20 protein-coding genes are annotated in these 17420 nt (G+C 64.5%); 9 read left to right on the top strand and 11 right to left on the bottom strand.

The window, feature by feature from the left end; translation table 11 throughout:
• Positions 1 to 25 precede the first annotated feature (25 nt).
• The 5 genes from pheT to rpmI all read right to left on the bottom strand — a co-directional run bounded on the left by pheT (position 26) and on the right by rpmI (position 4627).
• Complete coding sequence (gene pheT, locus H3Z74_RS21320; RefSeq protein ID WP_187761504.1) at positions 26 to 2389, bottom strand: phenylalanine--tRNA ligase subunit beta; 2364 nt, start codon at positions 2387 to 2389, stop codon at positions 26 to 28.
• Positions 2386 to 3471: a phenylalanine--tRNA ligase subunit alpha gene (gene pheS / locus H3Z74_RS21315; RefSeq protein ID WP_187761503.1), complete on the bottom strand. Its 1086-nt coding sequence runs from the start codon at positions 3469 to 3471 to the stop codon at positions 2386 to 2388. Before pheS ends, pheT begins: the two co-directional genes overlap by 4 nt.
• Positions 3468 to 3965: a GNAT family N-acetyltransferase gene (locus H3Z74_RS21310; protein WP_229726723.1), complete on the bottom strand. Its 498-nt coding sequence runs from the start codon at positions 3963 to 3965 to the stop codon at positions 3468 to 3470. Before H3Z74_RS21310 ends, pheS begins: the two co-directional genes overlap by 4 nt.
• 75 nt (positions 3966 to 4040) lie before the next feature.
• Entirely contained in the window at positions 4041 to 4406 is a 366-nt protein-coding gene (rplT, locus tag H3Z74_RS21305; protein ID WP_034157821.1) for a 50S ribosomal protein L20, read from the bottom strand.
• A gap of 17 nt (positions 4407 to 4423) precedes the next feature.
• Entirely contained in the window at positions 4424 to 4627 is a 204-nt protein-coding gene (gene rpmI, locus H3Z74_RS21300; RefSeq protein WP_034157820.1) for a 50S ribosomal protein L35, read from the bottom strand.
• Positions 4628 to 4784: 157 nt separating this feature from the next.
• On the opposite strand from rpmI, the gene H3Z74_RS21295 reads away from it, so the two are divergent.
• A complete protein-coding gene (locus H3Z74_RS21295; RefSeq protein ID WP_187761502.1) occupies positions 4785 to 6965 on the top strand; it encodes an AsmA family protein in 2181 nt (726 codons plus the stop codon).
• Between the two features lie 33 nt (positions 6966 to 6998).
• Here the strand turns inward: H3Z74_RS21295 and hisN are convergent, their stop codons facing one another.
• A complete protein-coding gene (gene hisN / locus H3Z74_RS21290) occupies positions 6999 to 7784 on the bottom strand; it encodes a histidinol-phosphatase (RefSeq protein WP_187761501.1) in 786 nt (261 codons plus the stop codon).
• Between the two features lie 85 nt (positions 7785 to 7869).
• On the opposite strand from hisN, the gene H3Z74_RS21285 reads away from it, so the two are divergent.
• From H3Z74_RS21285 to ung, 7 genes are all read left to right on the top strand, one after another.
• Positions 7870 to 8934 carry a phospholipase A gene (locus H3Z74_RS21285; protein WP_229726722.1) on the top strand — a complete coding sequence of 355 codons (1065 nt, stop codon included), beginning with the start codon at positions 7870 to 7872 and terminating at the stop codon, positions 8932 to 8934.
• Between the two features lie 159 nt (positions 8935 to 9093).
• Positions 9094 to 10119 (top strand): GGDEF domain-containing protein, encoded by a 1026-nt coding sequence (locus H3Z74_RS21280; RefSeq protein WP_315443612.1) that lies wholly within the window; start codon positions 9094 to 9096, stop codon positions 10117 to 10119.
• 147 nt (positions 10120 to 10266) lie between these two features.
• Positions 10267 to 10413, top strand: a complete 147-nt coding sequence (locus H3Z74_RS21275) for a hypothetical protein (RefSeq protein WP_187764524.1) — start codon at positions 10267 to 10269, stop codon at positions 10411 to 10413.
• A 285-nt stretch (positions 10414 to 10698) separates the two neighbouring features.
• Positions 10699 to 10824: a hypothetical protein gene (locus H3Z74_RS24680; RefSeq protein WP_261300299.1), complete on the top strand. Its 126-nt coding sequence runs from the start codon at positions 10699 to 10701 to the stop codon at positions 10822 to 10824.
• Between the two features lie 15 nt (positions 10825 to 10839).
• On the top strand, positions 10840 to 11154 hold the full coding sequence (locus H3Z74_RS21270; protein ID WP_187761499.1) for an alkylphosphonate utilization protein: 315 nt from the start codon (positions 10840 to 10842) through the stop codon (positions 11152 to 11154).
• A 74-nt stretch (positions 11155 to 11228) separates the two neighbouring features.
• Positions 11229 to 11912, top strand: coding sequence for an endonuclease III domain-containing protein (locus tag H3Z74_RS21265; protein ID WP_187761498.1), 684 nt, complete (start codon positions 11229 to 11231; stop codon positions 11910 to 11912).
• A 48-nt stretch (positions 11913 to 11960) separates the two neighbouring features.
• A complete protein-coding gene (gene ung, locus H3Z74_RS21260) occupies positions 11961 to 12662 on the top strand; it encodes a uracil-DNA glycosylase (protein WP_187761497.1) in 702 nt (233 codons plus the stop codon).
• 2 nt (positions 12663 to 12664) lie between these two features.
• Here the strand turns inward: ung and H3Z74_RS21255 are convergent, their stop codons facing one another.
• Positions 12665 to 13144: a hypothetical protein gene (locus tag H3Z74_RS21255; RefSeq protein ID WP_187761496.1), complete on the bottom strand. Its 480-nt coding sequence runs from the start codon at positions 13142 to 13144 to the stop codon at positions 12665 to 12667.
• A gap of 122 nt (positions 13145 to 13266) precedes the next feature.
• On the opposite strand from H3Z74_RS21255, the gene H3Z74_RS21250 reads away from it, so the two are divergent.
• Entirely contained in the window at positions 13267 to 13692 is a 426-nt protein-coding gene (locus H3Z74_RS21250) for a VOC family protein (protein WP_187761495.1), read from the top strand.
• A 157-nt stretch (positions 13693 to 13849) separates the two neighbouring features.
• Here H3Z74_RS21250 and H3Z74_RS21245 read toward each other — a convergent pair whose 3' ends face one another.
• From H3Z74_RS21245 to H3Z74_RS21230, 4 genes are all read right to left on the bottom strand, one after another.
• Complete coding sequence (locus tag H3Z74_RS21245; protein WP_187761494.1) at positions 13850 to 14413, bottom strand: 2'-5' RNA ligase family protein; 564 nt, start codon at positions 14411 to 14413, stop codon at positions 13850 to 13852.
• A gap of 65 nt (positions 14414 to 14478) precedes the next feature.
• Complete coding sequence (locus tag H3Z74_RS21240) at positions 14479 to 15342, bottom strand: NmrA family NAD(P)-binding protein (protein ID WP_187761493.1); 864 nt, start codon at positions 15340 to 15342, stop codon at positions 14479 to 14481.
• 60 nt (positions 15343 to 15402) lie between these two features.
• Positions 15403 to 16602: an alpha/beta hydrolase gene (locus tag H3Z74_RS21235; protein WP_187761492.1), complete on the bottom strand. Its 1200-nt coding sequence runs from the start codon at positions 16600 to 16602 to the stop codon at positions 15403 to 15405.
• A gap of 402 nt (positions 16603 to 17004) precedes the next feature.
• On the bottom strand, positions 17005 to 17409 hold the full coding sequence (locus tag H3Z74_RS21230; protein WP_187761491.1) for a VOC family protein: 405 nt from the start codon (positions 17407 to 17409) through the stop codon (positions 17005 to 17007).
• Between the last annotated feature and the right edge of the window lie 11 nt (positions 17410 to 17420).

Raw genomic sequence — 17420 nt, 5'->3', positions numbered from 1 at the left:
TTCGCCCCGAGCGAAACCTGTGGAATTACCCTCGCAGAATCGCCCCAAGCTTCGCCGCCGCCGCAACCACCTTGTCGGCGACTGCCTTCAACTCCTCATCGGTGAAGCTCTTCGCGCTCGGCTGCAGCGTGATCTCGACCGCCAGGCTCTTCTTGCCATCCTCGACGCCGGCGCCGGTGAAGACATCGAACAGCCGCGCCGCGGTGATCGCCGCCTTGTCGGCGCCCTTGACCGCACGGACCAAAGCGTCGGCGGCAAGATCGGCAGGAACGAGGAAAGCGAAGTCGCGCGTCACTGCCTGCAGCGCGGGCGGCGCATAGGCCGGGCGCATGAAACCAGTGGCGCGCTTTGGCGGGATCGCGTCGAGATACAGCTCCACCCCGGCGACCGCGCCGTCGAGGTCGAAGGCCTTGAGCACGATCGGATGGACCATACCGAATGCGGCGAGCACCGTTTTCGGACCGAGCCGCAGCGTACCGGACTGGCCGGGATGCCAGGCATCGCCGGCCTCCCCGAAGACCTGCAGATTGTCGACCGGCGCGCCGGCGGCGGCAAGCAGCGCCAGCGCCTCTGCCTTGGCGTCGAATGCGTCGAAACCGGCTGCCTTGCCGCCGCGCCAGCCGCGCGGGCGGGCATTGCCGGCGAGGATCACGCCCAAAGTCGGCCGCTCGGCATCGGCGAGATAGCGCCGCCCGACCTCGAACAGGCGCACGCTTTGCTGCCCGCGCTTGAGGTTGCGCGCCGCAGCCGACAACAGCCCGGCAAGCAGCGTCGGCCGCATCACTTTCAGGTCTTCGCTGATCGGATTGGCCAGGCTCCATCTGCCCCCGCCGAACGGCGCAGCCTCGGCCTCGGACAGGAAGCTCCACGTCACTGCCTCGTCCAGACCACGCGCGGCGGCGGCGCGGCGGACGCGGCGCTCGAGCTTCTGCTCGGGCGTGGCGGTCGGCTTGGCCACGCCGGGCAGGCGCTCCAGCGGGGTCGAGGGGACATTGTCGATGCCCTCGATGCGGATCACTTCCTCGACCAGGTCGGGATAGCCCTCCACGTCGCGGCGCCAGCTCGGCACGCCGACTTTCCAGTCGGGCGAAACGGTGAAGCCAAGGCTTTCGAGGATTGCCTTTTGCCGCTCCGGCGCGACCGCAAGGCCGCCGAGCGTTTCCGCACGAGCGGGATCATAGACGATGGTCCGTGCCGTATCGGGCGGCGAGCCAGCGCGCGTGACCTGGCTCGCAGTCCCGCCGCAAATCTCGGTGATCAACCGCGTTGCAATGGCAATGCCGTCATCGAGGAACGCCGGATCGACGCCGCGTTCGAAACGCTGCCGTGCATCGCTGGTCAGGCCGAGCTTCTGCCCGGTACGCGCGATATGGTCGGGATCGAAATAGGCGCATTCGATCAGCACTTCGGTCGTCGTCTCCGACGCGCCTGAATGCTCGCCGCCCATGATGCCGCCAATGTCATGCACCTGCGCTTCGTCGGCGATCACCGTCATGGTCGCGTCGAGCGTATAGGTCTTGCCGTTGAGCGCCAGCACCTGCTCACCGTCACGCGCCCTGCGCGCGACCAGCTTGCCGGTCAGCGTCGCGCGGTCATAGACGTGCAGCGGCCGGCCGAGGTCGAACATCACATAATTGGTGATGTCGACCAAAGCGGAGATCGGCTTCTGCCCGATCGCCTTCAAACGCGCCTGCATCCACGCCGGTGCCGCGCCGTTGGTCACGCCCGACACGGTCTGGCCGAAGAAAGCGGGGCAGCCTTCGGGATCGTCGGTGCCGACCTGCGGCCCTTCGCCGGTGCCGGTCAGCGCATCGACCTTGAGTGGCTTGAGCGTGCCCAAGCCCGCCGCGGCGAGATCGCGCGCAATGCCGCGCACACCCATGCAATCCTGCTTGTTGGGCGTGACGCTGACATCGATCACCGGATCGTTGAGCCCCACGTAATCGGGATAGGGCGTGCCGACCGGCGCATCGGCGGGCAGCTCGATGATCCCGTCATGATCGTCACCCAACTCCAGCTCGCGGGTCGAACACATCATCCCGTTCGACACGACGCCGCGAATCTCCGCGACCTTCAGCGTGATGTCGCTGCCCGGCACATAGGTACCGGGCGCGCCGAACACGCCGACCAGCCCGGCGCGCGCGTTGGGCGCTCCGCACACCACCTGCATCGGGCCGTCACCGGCATCGACCGACAGGACCTGCAATTTATCGGCCTGGGGATGACGCTCGGCGCTCAGCACCTTCGCGACCTTGAACGTGGCAAGCTTCTCGCCCGGATTTTCCACGCCTTCGACTTCGAGGCCGACACGCGTCAGGGCCTCGACGATCGCGTCGAGCGAGGCAGTGGTGTCGAGATGCTCGTGCAACCAGCTCAGGGTGAACTTCATGCGCCGACTCCCCCGCTCAGCGTGGGCACGTCCAGCGCCGAGAACCCATAATGCTTCAACCAGCGCGCATCGCCGTCGAAGAACGCGCGCAGATCGTCCATGCCGTATTTGAGCATCGCCAGCCGGTCGATGCCGCAGCCGAACGCGAAGCCCTGCCACAGATCGGGATCATAGCCGCCAGCAGCAATCACCTTGCGGTGAACCATGCCGCTGCCCAACACTTCCATCCAGCCTTCCGAGCCACCGATCACGCGCTTGCCATTGACCAGAGTGTATCCGACATCGATCTCCGCCGAGGGTTCGGTGAAGGGGAAATAGCTCGGGCGGAGGCGAAGCACGACATCGTCGCGCTCGAAGAATGCCCTGAGGAATGTCTCCAGCGTCCATTTGAGATGGCCAAGCGTGATGCCCTTGTCGATCACCAGCCCCTCGATCTGATGGAACATCGGCGTGTGCGTGGCGTCGCTGTCCGAGCGATAGGTGCGGCCGGGCGCAATGATGCGGATCGGCTTGTCACCGCCCGCCGCCTGCATCGCACGGATCTGTACCGGCGAAGTGTGCGTGCGAAGCAACATCTTCTTCTCACCCTCGCCACCCTCGGGGAAATAGAAGGTGTCGTGCATCGCTCGCGCCGGATGCGTCTCCGGGATGTTGAGCGCGCTGAAATTATACCAGTCGTCCTCGATCTCAGGCCCGGTCGCGACCGCAAAGCCGAGATCGGCGAAGATTTCCGCCAGTTCGTCCATCACCTGGCTGACCGGATGGATCGTGCCGGCCGGCAGCGCATCCGCCGGCAAGGTCATGTCAATCGTCTCGCGCGCCAGCCGTGCATCGAGCACCGCTCGTTCGAGCAGCGCCTTGCGTTCAGCCAGCGCAGTGGTCACCGCCTCGCGCAGCCCTTGAATCCGCGGCCCCTGCACCAGCCGCTCGTCCGGCGACATGCCGCCCAGCGTCTTGAGCAAGGCCGTGACCGAGCCCTGCTTGCCGAGAGCGCTGACGCGCACTGATTCGAGTCCATCCAGGCCATCGGCCGCATCGATCGCGGCCAGCAGGTCGTGTTGAATCCGGGCGAGATCGGTCATGCGGGTGTTCCATTGCTGGTCAGGTCGTTCGCCCAGGTGATGAGCGCGCCGTCTTCGGGATCGTCACGCGTACCGGTTCGAACAAAGCCGTTCTTGTCGAGCACGCGCTGCGAGCCCGGATTGTCCACGCTGGTCTCGGCGGTCAAGCCGGAATGACCATCGGCACGCAGGATCGGCAACAATGCCGCGATCGCGCGCGTCATCACGCCGCGCCCTTCATGCGCCGGCGCGACACCGTAACCGATCTCGTACCGGCCGTCGCTTCCCTGCTTTGTGAAACTGGTCATGCCGACCACCATGTCACCATCGGCGATCATCCACGCAACCGGGCGATCGGTAGTCGCGGCAACGCTTCTGGTCACATCGCGCATCAGGGCGGTCACCTCGACCGGCCCGATGCCGCCGTCGCACTGAGTCAGGCCATCGGCACGCGCCGGCGTTTCGCCGAGCAGCCAGGCGAAATCAGCGTCGGTCATGGCGTGGAGTGTGATCATGAACCTCGAATCCCAACGAAAAGGGCGCGGGAAGCATTGCCTCCCGCGCCCCATATTCGGTCGCTACAGGTCGCCTCAGGCGGCCTGGGGCAGAGCCGCCTTCGCCTGAGCGATGATGGCGCTAAACGCCGCACCTTCGTGCATCGCGATGTCGGCCAGGACCTTGCGGTCGAGATCGACGCCGGCGAGCTTCAGGCCGTGCATGAACGTGCCATAGGTCAGGCCCTCGACGCGGACGGCCGCGTTGATGCGCTGAATCCACAGCGCGCGGAACGAACGCTTCTTAACCTTGCGGTCGCGATAGGCGTATTGCCCGGCCTTTTCGACGGCCTGGCGGGCGATGCGGATCGTGTTCTTGCGACGGCCGTAAAAGCCCTTCGCCTGTTCAAGTACCCGCTTGTGCTTGGCGTGGGTGGTTACACCCCGTTTGACGCGTGCCATTCTCTAATTCCTTCCGCTCAACCGAGACCGTAAGGCGCCCAGGCCTTAACCGTTGCCGTATCGGCCTTGGACAGCACCTTGGTGCCGCGATTCTGGCGGATATATTTGCCGTTGTGATGCAGCAGGCGGTGACGCTTGCCGGCAACGCCGTGCTTCAACAAACCAGTAGCAGTGAGCTTGAAGCGCTTTTTGACGCCGCTCTTCGTCTTGAGTTTGGGCATTTTCGTCTCCTTATAAACGCGACGATTTATGAACAGCCACGGCAGCCCATACCGGCCGGGCGGTTCCTCTTACTCGCGAAAGGCGGGCGCATAACCGGGAGTCGTCGCAAATGCAACCATCGGGAACGATTCATGTCCCCCGATGATTGCATTCGTGATGGCCGACCTTGATGAACCCGTAACGATCCCGTCCGTGCAAGAGCCGGACCCCGCTGCGGCGCCTCAAGTAAAGGACCCCGTCGTGCCATGGTACTGGCGGCGGTACCGCAAGCACACACCGCTCGGCTGGATCGGGCGTATCCTGCTCGGCCTGCTCGCAGCGATTTTGCTGGCCTGGGCGATCCTGTTCATTACCAAGGGTCGCTTCCTGAAGCATAGCTTCGAGCGCATCGCGAGCCAGTCGACACATCGCACGGTCAAGGTCGCTGGGGATTTCCAATTCTATTTCAACCCGATCAACCTGAAATTCGTCGCTGAGGGGCTGAGCGTCTCGAACCCGGACTGGGCCGGCCCACGCAATTTCTTCGAAGCGAAGCGGATCGATCTGCGCGGCGCGGTCGTGCCGTTTCTCTTTTCAGGCACGCGACGGATCAACCGGCTCGAACTCGACGGCGCGCGTGTCGATATGGAATGGGACAAGGCACACCAGCACAACAGCTGGACGTTCGGCACCGGCAAGGGCAAACCGTTCGAATTGCCGCTGATCCGCAGCGCGACGGTGACCGGCACGCAGGTCCGCTATCGCGACCCGCGCCAGCAGCTCGCGGCCGACATCGTGATCGAGACCGCAAAGGCAACCGACAGCCGCTTCGCCAGCGCGATCCGCCTGAACGGCACCGGCACCGCACGCACCACGCCTTTCGCGGTGACCGGCGCCTTGCTGTCGCCCAATGCGACCATCACCGGCGGCGAGAATCAGCTGATGCTGCATTTCGATGCCGCCCGGACCAAGCTCGATGTCGTCGGCACGCTGCCCGGCGCGACCGAGCTTGAAGGATCGAAGCTGCGTGTCACTGCGCGCGGCGGCAATCTGGCCGATTTGCTGGCGGTGATCGGCGTCGCAATCCCCGAAACGCGGACCTACAAGCTCAACTCGGCGCTCACCAAAGCGGGCAATGAATGGCGCTTCACCGGGCTGAACGGCTTTTTCGGCGACAGCGATATCGCCGGCACGCTGACCGTGGCGCTGAAGGAACCGCGCTTGCTGCTCACCGCGACGCTGGCGACGCGCAAGCTCGATATCATCGATGTCGCACCGTTCATCGGTTACAACCCTGACCTCGTCGCGGCAAAGGGCGCTGCGGGCGCGATCACCCGGGTTGGCGGGACGCCGCGCCTGTTGCCCGATGCGAAGCTTCGGGTCGATGCGCTGCGCAATTTCGATGCCGATGTCCGCTATACGGTGCGCACCTTGCGCGCGCGCAGCCTGCCCGTCTCGAACATCGCGCTGACCCTGGGGCTCGACAACAGCCTGCTCACTTTGTCACCGCTGACCTTCGACATGGCGCGCGGCCATGTCGCGTCGGATATCACAATCAATGCGCGGCGGGCGGCAGTGGTGACCGATTACGATATCCGATTGTCGCCGACCCCGCTTGGCGTGCTGCTCGCCGGCTGGGGTGTCGAGGAATCAGGCACCACCGGTACGGTCAAAGCGCGGATCAAGCTGACCGGCACTGGCGATACCGTGCACGATTCGCTCAGCAACGCGAACGGACGGGTTGCGATCATCCTGCCCAAGGGCAGTTTCTGGACGCGCAATATCCAGCTTTCCGAACTCGATCTCGGCACCTTCGTATACAAATTGTTCCAGGGCAAATTGAAGGAACCGGTGCAGATCAATTGCGGGTTGATCGGTTTCACCGTCAGGAACGGCATCGCCGCCGCCGACCCGATCCTGATCGACACGCAGAAGAATGTGATGATCGGGCGCGGCGGATTCAGCTTCAGGAACGAGGCGCTCGACATCGCCTTTCGCGCCGACGGCAAGAAGTTCAGCCTGATCTCCGCTCAATCGCCGGTCGGCATTGGCGGCTATTTCGCCGCCCCCGCAATCAACCCGATCAGTCCGCAACTGGTCGAGCGCGCCGGTGTGGGGTTGGGGCTGAGCCTGGTGGCGACGCCGCTTGCCGGCGTGCTCGCCTTTGTCGATGTCGGCGACGCGAAATCGGCGGCGTGCGGCCCGGTCCTGTCGGGGGCGACGGCCAAGGCGCAGACCACCACCAAGGGCAAGCCACGCGACGATGTCGGTAGGGGCACCACCGCCAAGGCCGAGGACGGCAAGAGGTCGAATGCGGAGAAGAAGGGTCAGAAGAAGAAGTTTCTGGGGATTTTCTAATTCCTCCCTCCGCTGTGCAAGGGAGGAATTGAGCTAACCGTGCCCCCGGCAGTCCAGCGCCTCGAGAATCTCCTCGACCCGCGCCGGATCACCCGCGGCGATCACTTCGCCAATGCTGTCGGCGGTCAGCGGATCGCCCGACCAGTCGCACATCCGCCCGCCGGCGCCCTCGACGATCGGCACCAGTGCGGCAAAGTCATGCAGCTTCAGCCCCGCCTCCACCACCACGTCGAGCCAGCCGCTCGCAACGCCGCCATAATTATAGCAATCCCCGCCCAGCACCGTGCTCATCACGCCCGCTTCGAGATGCTCGAAAGCGTGAAGCTGGCCGTCGTCGAACAGCGCGGGCGAGGTGGTCGCCAGCAATGCCTTGGCCAGGTCGGGGCAGCGCCGCGTCTTTGCCGGCGCACCGTTGAACAATGTCGGCCGTCCGACCACCCCGATCCAGCGTTCCTTGAGGATCGGCTGATCGAGCACTCCAAGCACCGGCCAGCCATCGGCAACCAGCGCAATCAGCGTCCCGAAGATCGGCCGGCCCGAGATGAACGCCCGCGTCCCGTCGATCGGGTCAAGCACCCAGGCGCGGCCGCTGCTCCCTTCGCGAACGCCATATTCCTCGCCGATGATCGCGTCGTCGGGATAGGCTTGTTCGATCAGTTCGCGCATCGCGCGTTCGGCGGCGCGGTCGGCCAAAGTCACCGGCGAGGCGTCGTCCTTCGCCTCCAGGCCGTGGGGCTCACGGAAATAGGGACGGATCGCCGCGCCTGCCGCATCGGCAAGACGGTCGGCAAAAGCCATATCGGATGGGGAAACGCGCATCGCTCTCGCCTAGCTTCCCCGCAAGCAGACCGCCAGCCGCTAATCACGACTCGCATCCGTAACAAACGACTGGCATCACGCAGCGATGCGCATGCTCCTCCTCGTCGCGACCCCGACCCTGATCGTCGCCACGCCGGCCGCCGCCCAGCTTCGTCCGCTCGTCGAACCGCCAGCATCAGCGGCCGCCGCGCTGGACGGTGTCGAGGTCTTCCTGCTCAATGAAGGCAAGGTCACGCTGCCCGCGACGGGACCCGATACGATCGAGACGGTGGCAAGGGACGGCACGAAACTGCGCCTCATCGCCGCGCCCGACGAACCACTCACCGTGCCGCCCGGCGGTTTTGCCCGCTTGCATTATCGCCTCGCGGCCGCCGAAGCGGTCGCAGCCGCCCCGCCTGCCACGCCGGCACCCGTCACGATCGCCGCATCGGATTCGCAGCTCGAGACGTTTTCGCGCAGTTCAAGCGGCACCTCGACGGCATTGGCCGATCGCATTCGCCCCTATGAACCGACCTATGCCGCCTGGGGACCTGGCAATGCCGGCATCAAGATGCAGTTCAGCGCTGCGGTCCGGTTGATCGGCAGCGAAGACGGGTTCAGAATCAGGGGCGCCTATACCCAGACGATGTTCTGGGCGCTCAACGAGCCATCGGGACCGATCCGCCCGACCACCTACAGCCCGGAGCTGTTCGCCGAGCTGCCAATCGGCAGATCGACCACCCTTGGCCTGGGCTATCGCCATGATTCGAACGGCGAGGCAGGCTTCCGGTCGATCGACGTCAATCGCATCTTCGTGCGCGCGACCAAGGCGTTCGACCTTGGCGGCGACTGGCGTTTCGAACTGACGCCACAGGCCTGGTTCTATACCAGTCGCCTCGGTCGCGGGACCGATATCGACCGTTATTGGGGCTATACCTCGCTGAGCGCCTCGATCGCGCAAACCAATGGGCTCAAGGTCGCGGGCACGCTGCGCGGCAGCGTCGATACCGGCAAGGGCGCGGGAGAGCTGTTCATCTCCTATCCCCTGACACGCTTCGGCCCGGCGGGCATCTATCTCTTCGGTCAGGCCTTTACGGGTTATGGCGAGGCGCTCAGCCGTTTCGACCGCAGCGACAGCCATGCGCGGATCGGCATCGCCTTCACGCGGTGAGGTGACACACCGGATGCGAAGTCGTTACGGTCAGTCATCGGTTATTAGCAGTTGCGCCCTATCACTCTTCCCGGAAGGGGAAGTCGTGCCGTTCCCGAGAACGGCCACGAGGCGATAAGAGGTGAAGAAACGGCAATGGCGGGCGCGAGTGCAAAACGGGTGGCAAACACCGGTGAAGCGTCGGCTGAGCTGTTCTGCCGCATCGGAGAGTTCCTGCGCGACAATCATCTCAGCCCCGACCCGCTTCATTATGCCTTTGCCTATCGTGTGCTTACCGATACGCACGGCCCACTGGCGCGGGCGGTGGCGCATCTGACCGATGGCGGCGTCCGCCTGTCGCGTCGCGACATCGAAAATCTCGGCGGCGAAATCGGCACGCTTGCGCCACCGATCCCGACCGAGGCGATGGTTCTCGCCAGAAATGAAGGCCTGGTCGCGCAGACCCAGATGCAGGTCGAGGGCTTTACCGATATCGTACAGGCGATGCGCGCCGAGACCGAGGGTTTTGGCCGCGACCTTGCCGCCAGCGCGGACGCGATCCGGCACCGTCATCATGCTTTGGGACCGGAGACATTGGGCGTCGATGAGGTCGTGCGCATCACGACGCGGATGCTCGACCGGGTGCGCTCGGCTGAAACCCGACTCGAAGCGGCAACGCACGAAGCAACCGAGCTTCGCGCCCGGCTGGAGGAAGCGCGCGACAATGCGCGACGCGACCCGCTGACCAACCTGCCCAATCGCCGTGCATTCGAGGAAGCCTATGCCGCGCAAGTGGCGACCGGAGCATCGGTATGTGTCGCGGTATGCGACATCGACCATTTCAAGCGCGTCAACGACCGCTTCGGCCACACGATCGGCGATCGGGTGCTGAAAGCGATCGGTGAGGCGTTGTGCCTGGGCTGTGAGGGGCATCTCGTCGCACGCTATGGCGGCGAGGAATTCGCGATCCTGTTCGCCGACGTTCCACCGGACGCCGCAATGGCAGCACTTGAGAATGCGCGCGAGACCGTCGCGGCGAAACGCTATCGTCTGCGCGAATCCGATGAGCTGCTCGGGGCCGTCACTTTTTCGGCCGGACTTACCGCTGCCATCGATGACGAGCAGTTCGGCACGGTGTTCGCACGTGCCGACGCGCTGCTTTATGCCGCAAAGCATGCCGGGCGAAATCTTAGCAGGTTCGGCTAGCCATCGACTCGCCAACTATTGGCGAAAAATCCGGCAAAATTTGGCAATCCTTGCGCATTCACGCTGTAAGAAAATTACATATCTAACAAATACAAACACTTATGGAACTGGCACGCTCCATGCAATTCCCTTGGCATCGGCGGCCGGATGGTCCGGATCGCCAGAAATCAGGGAATAGATACCATGTCCATCCGTTTCGAAGCCGCCCAGCGCGTTGCTTTCTCGCTCGTTGCATCGCTCTTCGTTGCCGCCATGATGATCAGCGCAGCAGTTCCCGTCGTTCCGGTCGCCTGACCGGAACGACCTCAACCGGATACAGGCAATGACTCGCAGCATCTTTATCGGTCTCGCCTCCTTCGCGATGACCATCCTCATGATCCTCGGCCAGCACGCCGCCAATGGCGCGAGCATGATCGGCTGAACTCCTGCCTGGCTGGGCGCGACCGCGATGACGCCGCGCCCCATCCGGCCCCTTTTCCGGCGGACTCAATCCGCCCCCTCATTCAAAGCTTTTATGCCGGACCACGGCTTTTCGTGTAGAACGGCCCCGAGGGCGCCTCGCCCTTGAGGAGAGCCGTCATGGCCAAGAGCCAGAAGAAATCGAACAAGGAAGTCCGCAAACCCAAGGCGGAGAAGGTCAAGACGATCGCCGCCAACAGCTCGACCAAGGGCAAGGCGGTCGAAATCACGACGCTCAAGAGCTGACGGGCACGTCCCATCATGTCGGAAAACGATGACGCGTTCGTCTATGACGAGGCGAGCGGCGAATGGATCAGCGCGGCTGACGCCCGGACCAAGGCCGGTGCCGATGATGGCGCCGCGACCGAAGTGCGCGATTCTGTCGGCAATCTGCTTGCCGATGGCGATCAGGTCACGCTGATCAAGGACCTGACCGTCAAAGGCGCAGGCCAGACGCTGAAGCGCGGCACGCTGATCAAATCGATTCGGCTGACCGGCGATCCGCAGGAGATTGATTGCCGCTACGACGGCATCAAGGGCCTCGTGCTTCGCGCGGAATTCGTAAAGAAGCGCTGACGAGACGGCCCGGCTGGCGCTGGCCTCATCTCGTCGCGCTTGCCATTGTTCTGTTTTTGTTCTATGCGTCGCCTATGCAGTCGCTGTTCGACTTCACGACGCGCGATGTGCTGCGCTGGCATCAGTCGCTGTTGCCGATGCTCGCCGATATCGATCCTTTGCCGCGCCGCAAGCCGATCGGCCAACTGGTCAAGTCGCTGATCAGCGGGCGGACGCGCGACCCGGTCTCGCTGGCGGCCTATCACCGGCTTCGCGCCCGCTTCGGCTCGGCGCGCGGGATTGCCGGGGCCGACCCGCGCATGGTGACGCAGGCGATCGCCGATGTGACCTTTGCGCCGGAAAAGGCCGAGTGGCTGGTCACCGCACTGCGGCTGATCGGGCACGACCGGCCGGATTTCTGCCTCGATTTCCTCGCCGAGTATGCGCTCGACGACGCGCTTGCATGGCTTGAACGGCTACCCGGCGTCGGGCGCAAGGTCGCCGCGGCGACGCTTAACGCCAGCACGCTGCGCCGGCCGGTGCTGATCGTCGACGGTCATGTCCTGCGCGTGCTCGTCCGGCTCGGCTTCGTGACCGCGCGGAGCGACGCGCGAGCGGCCAGCGAGGCCGTGACGGCGGCAATGCCCAATTGGGGCGCCGACGATTTCCTGACCCTCCACATGCTGCTCAAGCGGCTGGGCCAGGTTGCGTGCCGTCCCGATATCCCGGTTTGTGGCATGTGCCCGCTGCGACGCGATTGCCCGTCGGCACGCGATTGACAGCGGCCGCGCTCCCCCGGCACTGCACAGACCGGAGGAGAAGCGCCGATGTCCGATATCAAGCTGCATCCCGGCTGGCTCGAGCCGCTGCGCACCGAATTCGAGAGCCCGTACATGCAGACGCTGAAAAGCTTCCTGGTCGCCGAAAAGGCGGCGGGTACCCGCATCTTTCCGCGCGGCGACGAATGGTTCCGCGCGCTCGACCTGACCCCGCTCGAATCAGTACGCGTGGTGATCCTCGGTCAGGACCCCTATCATGGCGAGGGGCAGGCACACGGCCTGTGCTTCTCGGTCAAGCCGGGCGTCCGACCCCCGCCGTCCCTGGTCAATATCTACAAGGAGTTGTCGAGCGACCTCGACATTCCGCCGGCGCGGCACGGCTTTCTCGAACATTGGGCGCAGCAGGGCGTATTGCTGCTCAATTCGGTGCTGACCGTGCGCATGGGTGCCGCGGCCTCGCATCAGGGGCGCGGCTGGGAGAAATTCACCGACGCGGTGATCCGGCTGGTCAATGCACAGGAGGCGCCGACCGTGTTCATGCTATGGGGATCCTACGCCCAGAAAAAGGCGGCGTTCGTCGACAGCGTGGAGCGCGGCGGCCACCACCTGGTGCTGAAGGCAGTGCATCCTTCGCCGCTATCGGCTTATGGCGGGTTCTTCGGATGCCGGCATTTTTCCCAGGCGAATGCATTCCTCGCGGCGCATGGCCGCACGCCGATCGACTGGGCGCTGCCCGAGCTCCCGGCCTGACATCAGGCCGGGCGGCGCACCACGCGCCAACCAGCCCAGGCGAAGAAGAGGAGCGCCAGTCCCTGTGCGAGGGCGAAGGGCGGCTCGGTCTGGTTTGGCGCTAGCGCGTTGAGGAACGGGATCTTCTGGAACATCTGCACGATCAGCACGAAAACGTTGAAGTAGAGCGCGATCACCGCCGTCACGGCATAGACCGGCCGCCAGATCCCGGCGCGCTTATAGCCATAGAGCGCGACCAGCGAGACCGCGAGCACCGCCAGCGAGATCGCCCCGACGATGTGCGGCGGCGCTATCGCAGTGATCGGGAAGAAGAAGCCGGTGACGCTGGTCAGGATGGTGGTGACCAGGAACGCCACATTCCACCCCGCAAGCCAGCGCCCGCGCAGCAGCGCGACGAGGAAGACCAGTCCGGTTGCGATGCCGATCAGGCTGATAATGGTATGAAGCTGTGTGAACGCCGGTATCGAAAGGCCCAGAATCATCTGCCGTCTCCCCCGAGAAGCGTGCAGCATAGGCCAGCATTATCGTTTCGCAAATGTCATGATTCTGCATGGCGGAACATCCGATGTCGGCGTGCATTGCGCCCAGGGTCCGGGAGAGCGGCATGTCACAGATCCATCGCGGCGGTTTTCATCATATCGACCTGAACGTCAGCGACCTGCCGGCGGCCCAGGCGGTCTATGGGCCAGTGCTCGAATTTCTCGGCTATACGCAGGTCAAGGATTCGGACGGGTGCGAGTGGGACCTGCGGGCCGATGGCCATGGCGCCTCGCTCGGTCTCAGGCCGTGCGATCCGGCGCTGGCCGGACATCGCCATGAGCGATATGCGCCCGGGTTGCACCACCTTGCGTGGCGTGCGGAGAGCCGCGCCGATGTCGATGCACTGCACGAGCTGCTGGTCGCGCGCGGCATCAGGGTGCTCGATCCGCCGGCGCATTATCCGCAATATTCCGGGGACTATTATGCGGTGTTCTTCGAGGATCCGGACGGGATGAAACTGGAAGTAGTCCACGCCCCGGGCTGGATCTGACCGGTCAGCGCACCGGGAAGGATCAAGCCGTGCGATGGCCCGGCCTGCATTTCCGAAAGGGCAATCTCGGCGCCGGCGGGCGTTTCGTCGAAACAGGAAGGGGCATCCGGTTCGGGTGCCCCTTTTGCGTTGAATGACGGCACCTGTCGGACCCGCGTCAGAACAGGCTCAGCTGACCATCGCCGCCGTCCCGGCCGAGCGGCCAGCGGCCCAGGACCTCATGCCGCGTCCGGCCGACCAGACTGTGGATCAGGACAAGCTCCCCGGCGACCCAGCCGATCGGATCGATGCGCTCGTTGAAGGGCCTGCCATCCCGGTAGAACAAGGTGACGTGCGGGCTGAAACGATAGCCGCCGTCACGTTCGGGAACCCCCTGAGCACGCATCGCGTCGGTAATGCGCCGCTGCAGGCCCTTCAGTACGGACGACGCGCGGCGCGGACGCAGCGCAACCGACCGGTTGCTGCCGGCCATGACCTCCAGCAGGATTTCGACCGGCTCGGCGGCAACGGCGGCGCCGATCATCATCATCCGATCGATGATGTCGCGCGGAAAGGCGCTATGGTCATCGGTCATCGCCAGGGTGAGATGGAGATGGTCGATCAGGATGCGCCGCGCGCCCCGCGCCTCGATGGCGGACCGCCGGTCGATCTCCTGCGCTGCAGCGATGGAGGGGCGTAGCGCATAGAAGGGACGATGATACACAAGGGACTGATGAAACATGATGGTCTCCGACTCGGATCATGTTCCCATTATGTTCCATGCGATCCGCAGGAGTCGAGTCCCGATCAGCCGGGCGCGCCGCGCACCAGATCGGCCACATAATCGTCGAGCGTGACCAATCCGCGCACCGGCGCCTCAGCGTCGAAGCCGTCATCCAGGGTGATCGCGGTCATGCGCGCGTAGGACGCGGCGGCGGGATCCGAAAAGCCCAGCGCCTTGTACGCCTCGACCCAGTGTTCGCGCGGCGTCACGACCGTCGTGACCGGCTTGCCGAGCGCCGCGGCGAAGGCGGCGGCGACATCGGCCGACGAACAGCGTTCCGGCCCCTCGACATAATAGGTGCCGGTACGATCGACCGGCTCAGTCAGCAGACGGGCGGCCTGCGCGCCGAGATCCTGCGGCGCGACCATCGGCAGCGCGAAGTCGGCCGGGAACATGGTATGAAGCACGCCTTCCTTGCGCGCAGTGTCGAGCGATGCGTCCCAGTTGCTGTAATAATAGGCGGCGCGGATGATGCTCGCCGGGATCGGCTGCGCCTTCAGTCCCTGCTCCAGCGCATAGAGCGTATTGAGATCGCCGATCCGGTCGCCGGGCTGCGCGCCATAGGTCGATTCGGCGACGACCTTCTCCAGCCCGGAGCCATCGAGCGCGGCGAGGATCAAGGCGATGGTGCGCTTCTCCTCCGCATCCGTATCGGTCCCGGGGTCGGCCGGGGGATTGAGCAGAAAGGCGCGGCGACCGGTGGCAAACACCCGGCGCAGCGCATCGGTATCACCGACATCGGCGATCGCGACCGTAGCGCCGGCCTGTTTCAGATCGCCCGCCTTGCCTTCGTCACGCGTGACGATCGTGACCGGCGCGCCCTGTGCCAGCAGCGTCTTTGCCGCCGCCGAGCCGACATGGCCCGTCCCGCCAAGAATGATGTACATCGAAGTACTCCTGCGATTGACCGGACCGCTAGGAACGCCCCTCTTCGCAGCAGGGTTCCACTATTGGCCGGGGCGCAGGATCCCCTCGTCGGCAAGCATGCGGGCAAATGTCTGGTCGGCGACATAGCCGTCGAACTTGTGCTTCAGGCGTGGCGGGTCGGTGAAATATTGCCGCATCATGCCGTAATTCTCTTCGTTGATCGCACGCCCGACCTCCGGGTCGAGACCGAAGCTGGTCGGGTTGAGCCGCGAGGCCAGGCCGAAGAATTTGCGCAGTACCGGATCGCCGGTGTTGATGGTGTAGCGGAAGCTCTTCACTTCGGGGAGCGGGCGCAGCTTGCGGCAGCCCTGGCCCTGATCGAGCCGCTCCTGCTCGCTCACGTCGCAAAAGTCGATCCGCCCGACCGCGGCGGCCATCAGCAGGATATGGAGGCGGTTGTTGCGGCCGGCGGCCGGTGCGGGCGGCGACAGCAGATCCTTGTACGCATTCCCCCAGGGTTCGATCGCCTGATAGGTCTTGTCGCGAAAGGTCTTGGCATAGACCGGATTGCCGAGCGCGGAGAGGATGACCGACGCGCCGCGGCTGTGCGAGATCAGGTAGATCTCCTTGTCCTGGAACTGGTCGAGCACGCGGCGCAGACCGCGCGATCCGGCGAGCTGGCTATAGCCGACGGCGTTGAACCAGATCTTCGCCCCGAAAATGCCCTTGGCGCTCAGTCCGTCCCAGTAGAAGCGCAGCACACCATCGTCGGGGCGCAGATCGAGCTTGGCCTTGATCGCGTCGAACGGCGGGTCGGCCTCCGCGACCGTGTTGTTATAGCCGTGGATGAGAATGAAGATGCGCTTCTTGGCGCGGCCGAAGTCGCGGAGTTCCTGCAATTGCCGCTGTTCGTCCGACTCGATATGCGCGCGGAATGCCGGGCCGTCCTGCGCATCGCCCTTCGCCTCGCGATAGGTTTCGGCAAGCAGGCTGTGCGCCTTCCAGCGACGCGGTCCGTGCCATTTGGCGCAGGGTTGCGTGCGCGAGCCGAACCAGGTGCACCAGTCATCGGGGTAGAAGCTGCCATTGGGATCGACGAACACTTCCGCCTCGGCCGCCACTTTGGTCCCGCCATCGGCATAGATGAAGTGCTGTGCGACCGGGAAAGCATGGCCGTAGCAGCCGCTCAGCGCCAGCGCCGCCGCGACGACCAGCCCGATGCGCCCGATGCGTCCCCTGATCCGGCCCCCGATCCACCCAACGCCGATGCCAAACGCCATATCAGAATCTCCGGGCCGGATGAGGCCGCATAACGGCCTAGGGTCCATACCCAAACACCGCAATATCGAGATCGCCGGTGCAGATCGCTGGCTGTTCCTGGCTGTTATCTCACAAAAACATTTTTGCTGGCTGTTATGTTGGACTTTGAGAGTGGATTTGTGGCTCATTATCAATGGCTTGTACAAGGCCTGGCTGTTATTGAATAACAGCCAGCTAACAGCCAGCTAACAGCCAGCTAACAGCCAGCTAACAGCCAGCTAACAGCCAGCCATCAGGCGGATAACAGCCAGTGCCGCTGCGTTGTTTTCCAGTCATGCGAAAGAGCGCGCGAGAGCCCGGTGAGGCCGTCGTCCGAGGCAATATTGCTATGGCCGATGAAACGATTGAATCGGCCTGGTGGATCAGCGCCCGTCGGCGAACTGCACGAGATCCCAGAGCGTGCCGTAGAGATCCCTGAACACCGCGACGGTGCCATAGTCGTAGGTCGCGGGTTCGCGGACCCATTCCACCCCGGCGGCGCTGAACGCGGCATGATCGCGCGCAAAATCGTCTGTGGCGAGGAACAGGAAGACGCGGCCGCCGGCCTGGTCGCCGATAAAGGCTTCCTGCCGGGGCGCCGAGGCGCGGGCGAGCAGGATGGTGGTGGCGCCCGCCGCCGCGCCGGGCGGGCGGATCGTGACCCAGCGCTTGTCCTGTTCGGGCTGATAGGTGTCCTCGACCAAGGTGAAACCGAGCTTGCCGACATAGAAAGCGAGCGCCTCGTCATAATCGCGGACGACGAGCGAGACATGGGCGAGATGGGGCATGGGACTCCGTG

The sequence above is a fragment of the Sphingomonas alpina genome (genome assembly GCF_014490665.1).
Classification (GTDB): Bacteria; Pseudomonadota; Alphaproteobacteria; order Sphingomonadales; family Sphingomonadaceae; genus Sphingomonas; species Sphingomonas alpina.
The sequence above is the reverse complement of the archived record's forward strand: the minus strand, read 5'-3'. Positions and strand labels throughout refer to the sequence as shown.

Excerpts from the sequence above, each read along its gene's own strand:
- pheT (WP_187761504.1), bottom strand. The coding sequence starts at position 2,389 with ATGAAGTTCACCCTGAGCTGGTTGCACGAGCATCTCGACACCACTGCC.
- pheS (WP_187761503.1), bottom strand. The coding sequence starts at position 3,471 with ATGACCGATCTCGCCCGGATTCAACACGACCTGCTGGCCGCGATCGAT.
- H3Z74_RS21310 (WP_229726723.1), bottom strand. The coding sequence starts at position 3,965 with ATGATCACACTCCACGCCATGACCGACGCTGATTTCGCCTGGCTGCTC.
- rplT (WP_034157821.1), bottom strand. The coding sequence starts at position 4,406 with ATGGCACGCGTCAAACGGGGTGTAACCACCCACGCCAAGCACAAGCGG.
- rpmI (WP_034157820.1), bottom strand. The coding sequence starts at position 4,627 with ATGCCCAAACTCAAGACGAAGAGCGGCGTCAAAAAGCGCTTCAAGCTC.
- H3Z74_RS21295 (WP_187761502.1), top strand. The coding sequence starts at position 4,785 with ATGGCCGACCTTGATGAACCCGTAACGATCCCGTCCGTGCAAGAGCCG.
- hisN (WP_187761501.1), bottom strand. The coding sequence starts at position 7,784 with ATGCGCGTTTCCCCATCCGATATGGCTTTTGCCGACCGTCTTGCCGAT.
- H3Z74_RS21285 (WP_229726722.1), top strand. The coding sequence starts at position 7,870 with ATGCGCATGCTCCTCCTCGTCGCGACCCCGACCCTGATCGTCGCCACG.
- H3Z74_RS21275 (WP_187764524.1), top strand. The coding sequence starts at position 10,267 with ATGGTCCGGATCGCCAGAAATCAGGGAATAGATACCATGTCCATCCGT.
- H3Z74_RS24680 (WP_261300299.1), top strand. The coding sequence starts at position 10,699 with ATGGCCAAGAGCCAGAAGAAATCGAACAAGGAAGTCCGCAAACCCAAG.
- H3Z74_RS21270 (WP_187761499.1), top strand. The coding sequence starts at position 10,840 with ATGTCGGAAAACGATGACGCGTTCGTCTATGACGAGGCGAGCGGCGAA.
- H3Z74_RS21265 (WP_187761498.1), top strand. The coding sequence starts at position 11,229 with ATGCAGTCGCTGTTCGACTTCACGACGCGCGATGTGCTGCGCTGGCAT.
- ung (WP_187761497.1), top strand. The coding sequence starts at position 11,961 with ATGTCCGATATCAAGCTGCATCCCGGCTGGCTCGAGCCGCTGCGCACC.
- H3Z74_RS21255 (WP_187761496.1), bottom strand. The coding sequence starts at position 13,144 with ATGATTCTGGGCCTTTCGATACCGGCGTTCACACAGCTTCATACCATT.
- H3Z74_RS21250 (WP_187761495.1), top strand. The coding sequence starts at position 13,267 with ATGTCACAGATCCATCGCGGCGGTTTTCATCATATCGACCTGAACGTC.
- H3Z74_RS21245 (WP_187761494.1), bottom strand. The coding sequence starts at position 14,413 with ATGTTTCATCAGTCCCTTGTGTATCATCGTCCCTTCTATGCGCTACGC.
- H3Z74_RS21240 (WP_187761493.1), bottom strand. The coding sequence starts at position 15,342 with ATGTACATCATTCTTGGCGGGACGGGCCATGTCGGCTCGGCGGCGGCA.
- H3Z74_RS21235 (WP_187761492.1), bottom strand. The coding sequence starts at position 16,602 with ATGGCGTTTGGCATCGGCGTTGGGTGGATCGGGGGCCGGATCAGGGGA.
- H3Z74_RS21230 (WP_187761491.1), bottom strand. The coding sequence starts at position 17,409 with ATGCCCCATCTCGCCCATGTCTCGCTCGTCGTCCGCGATTATGACGAG.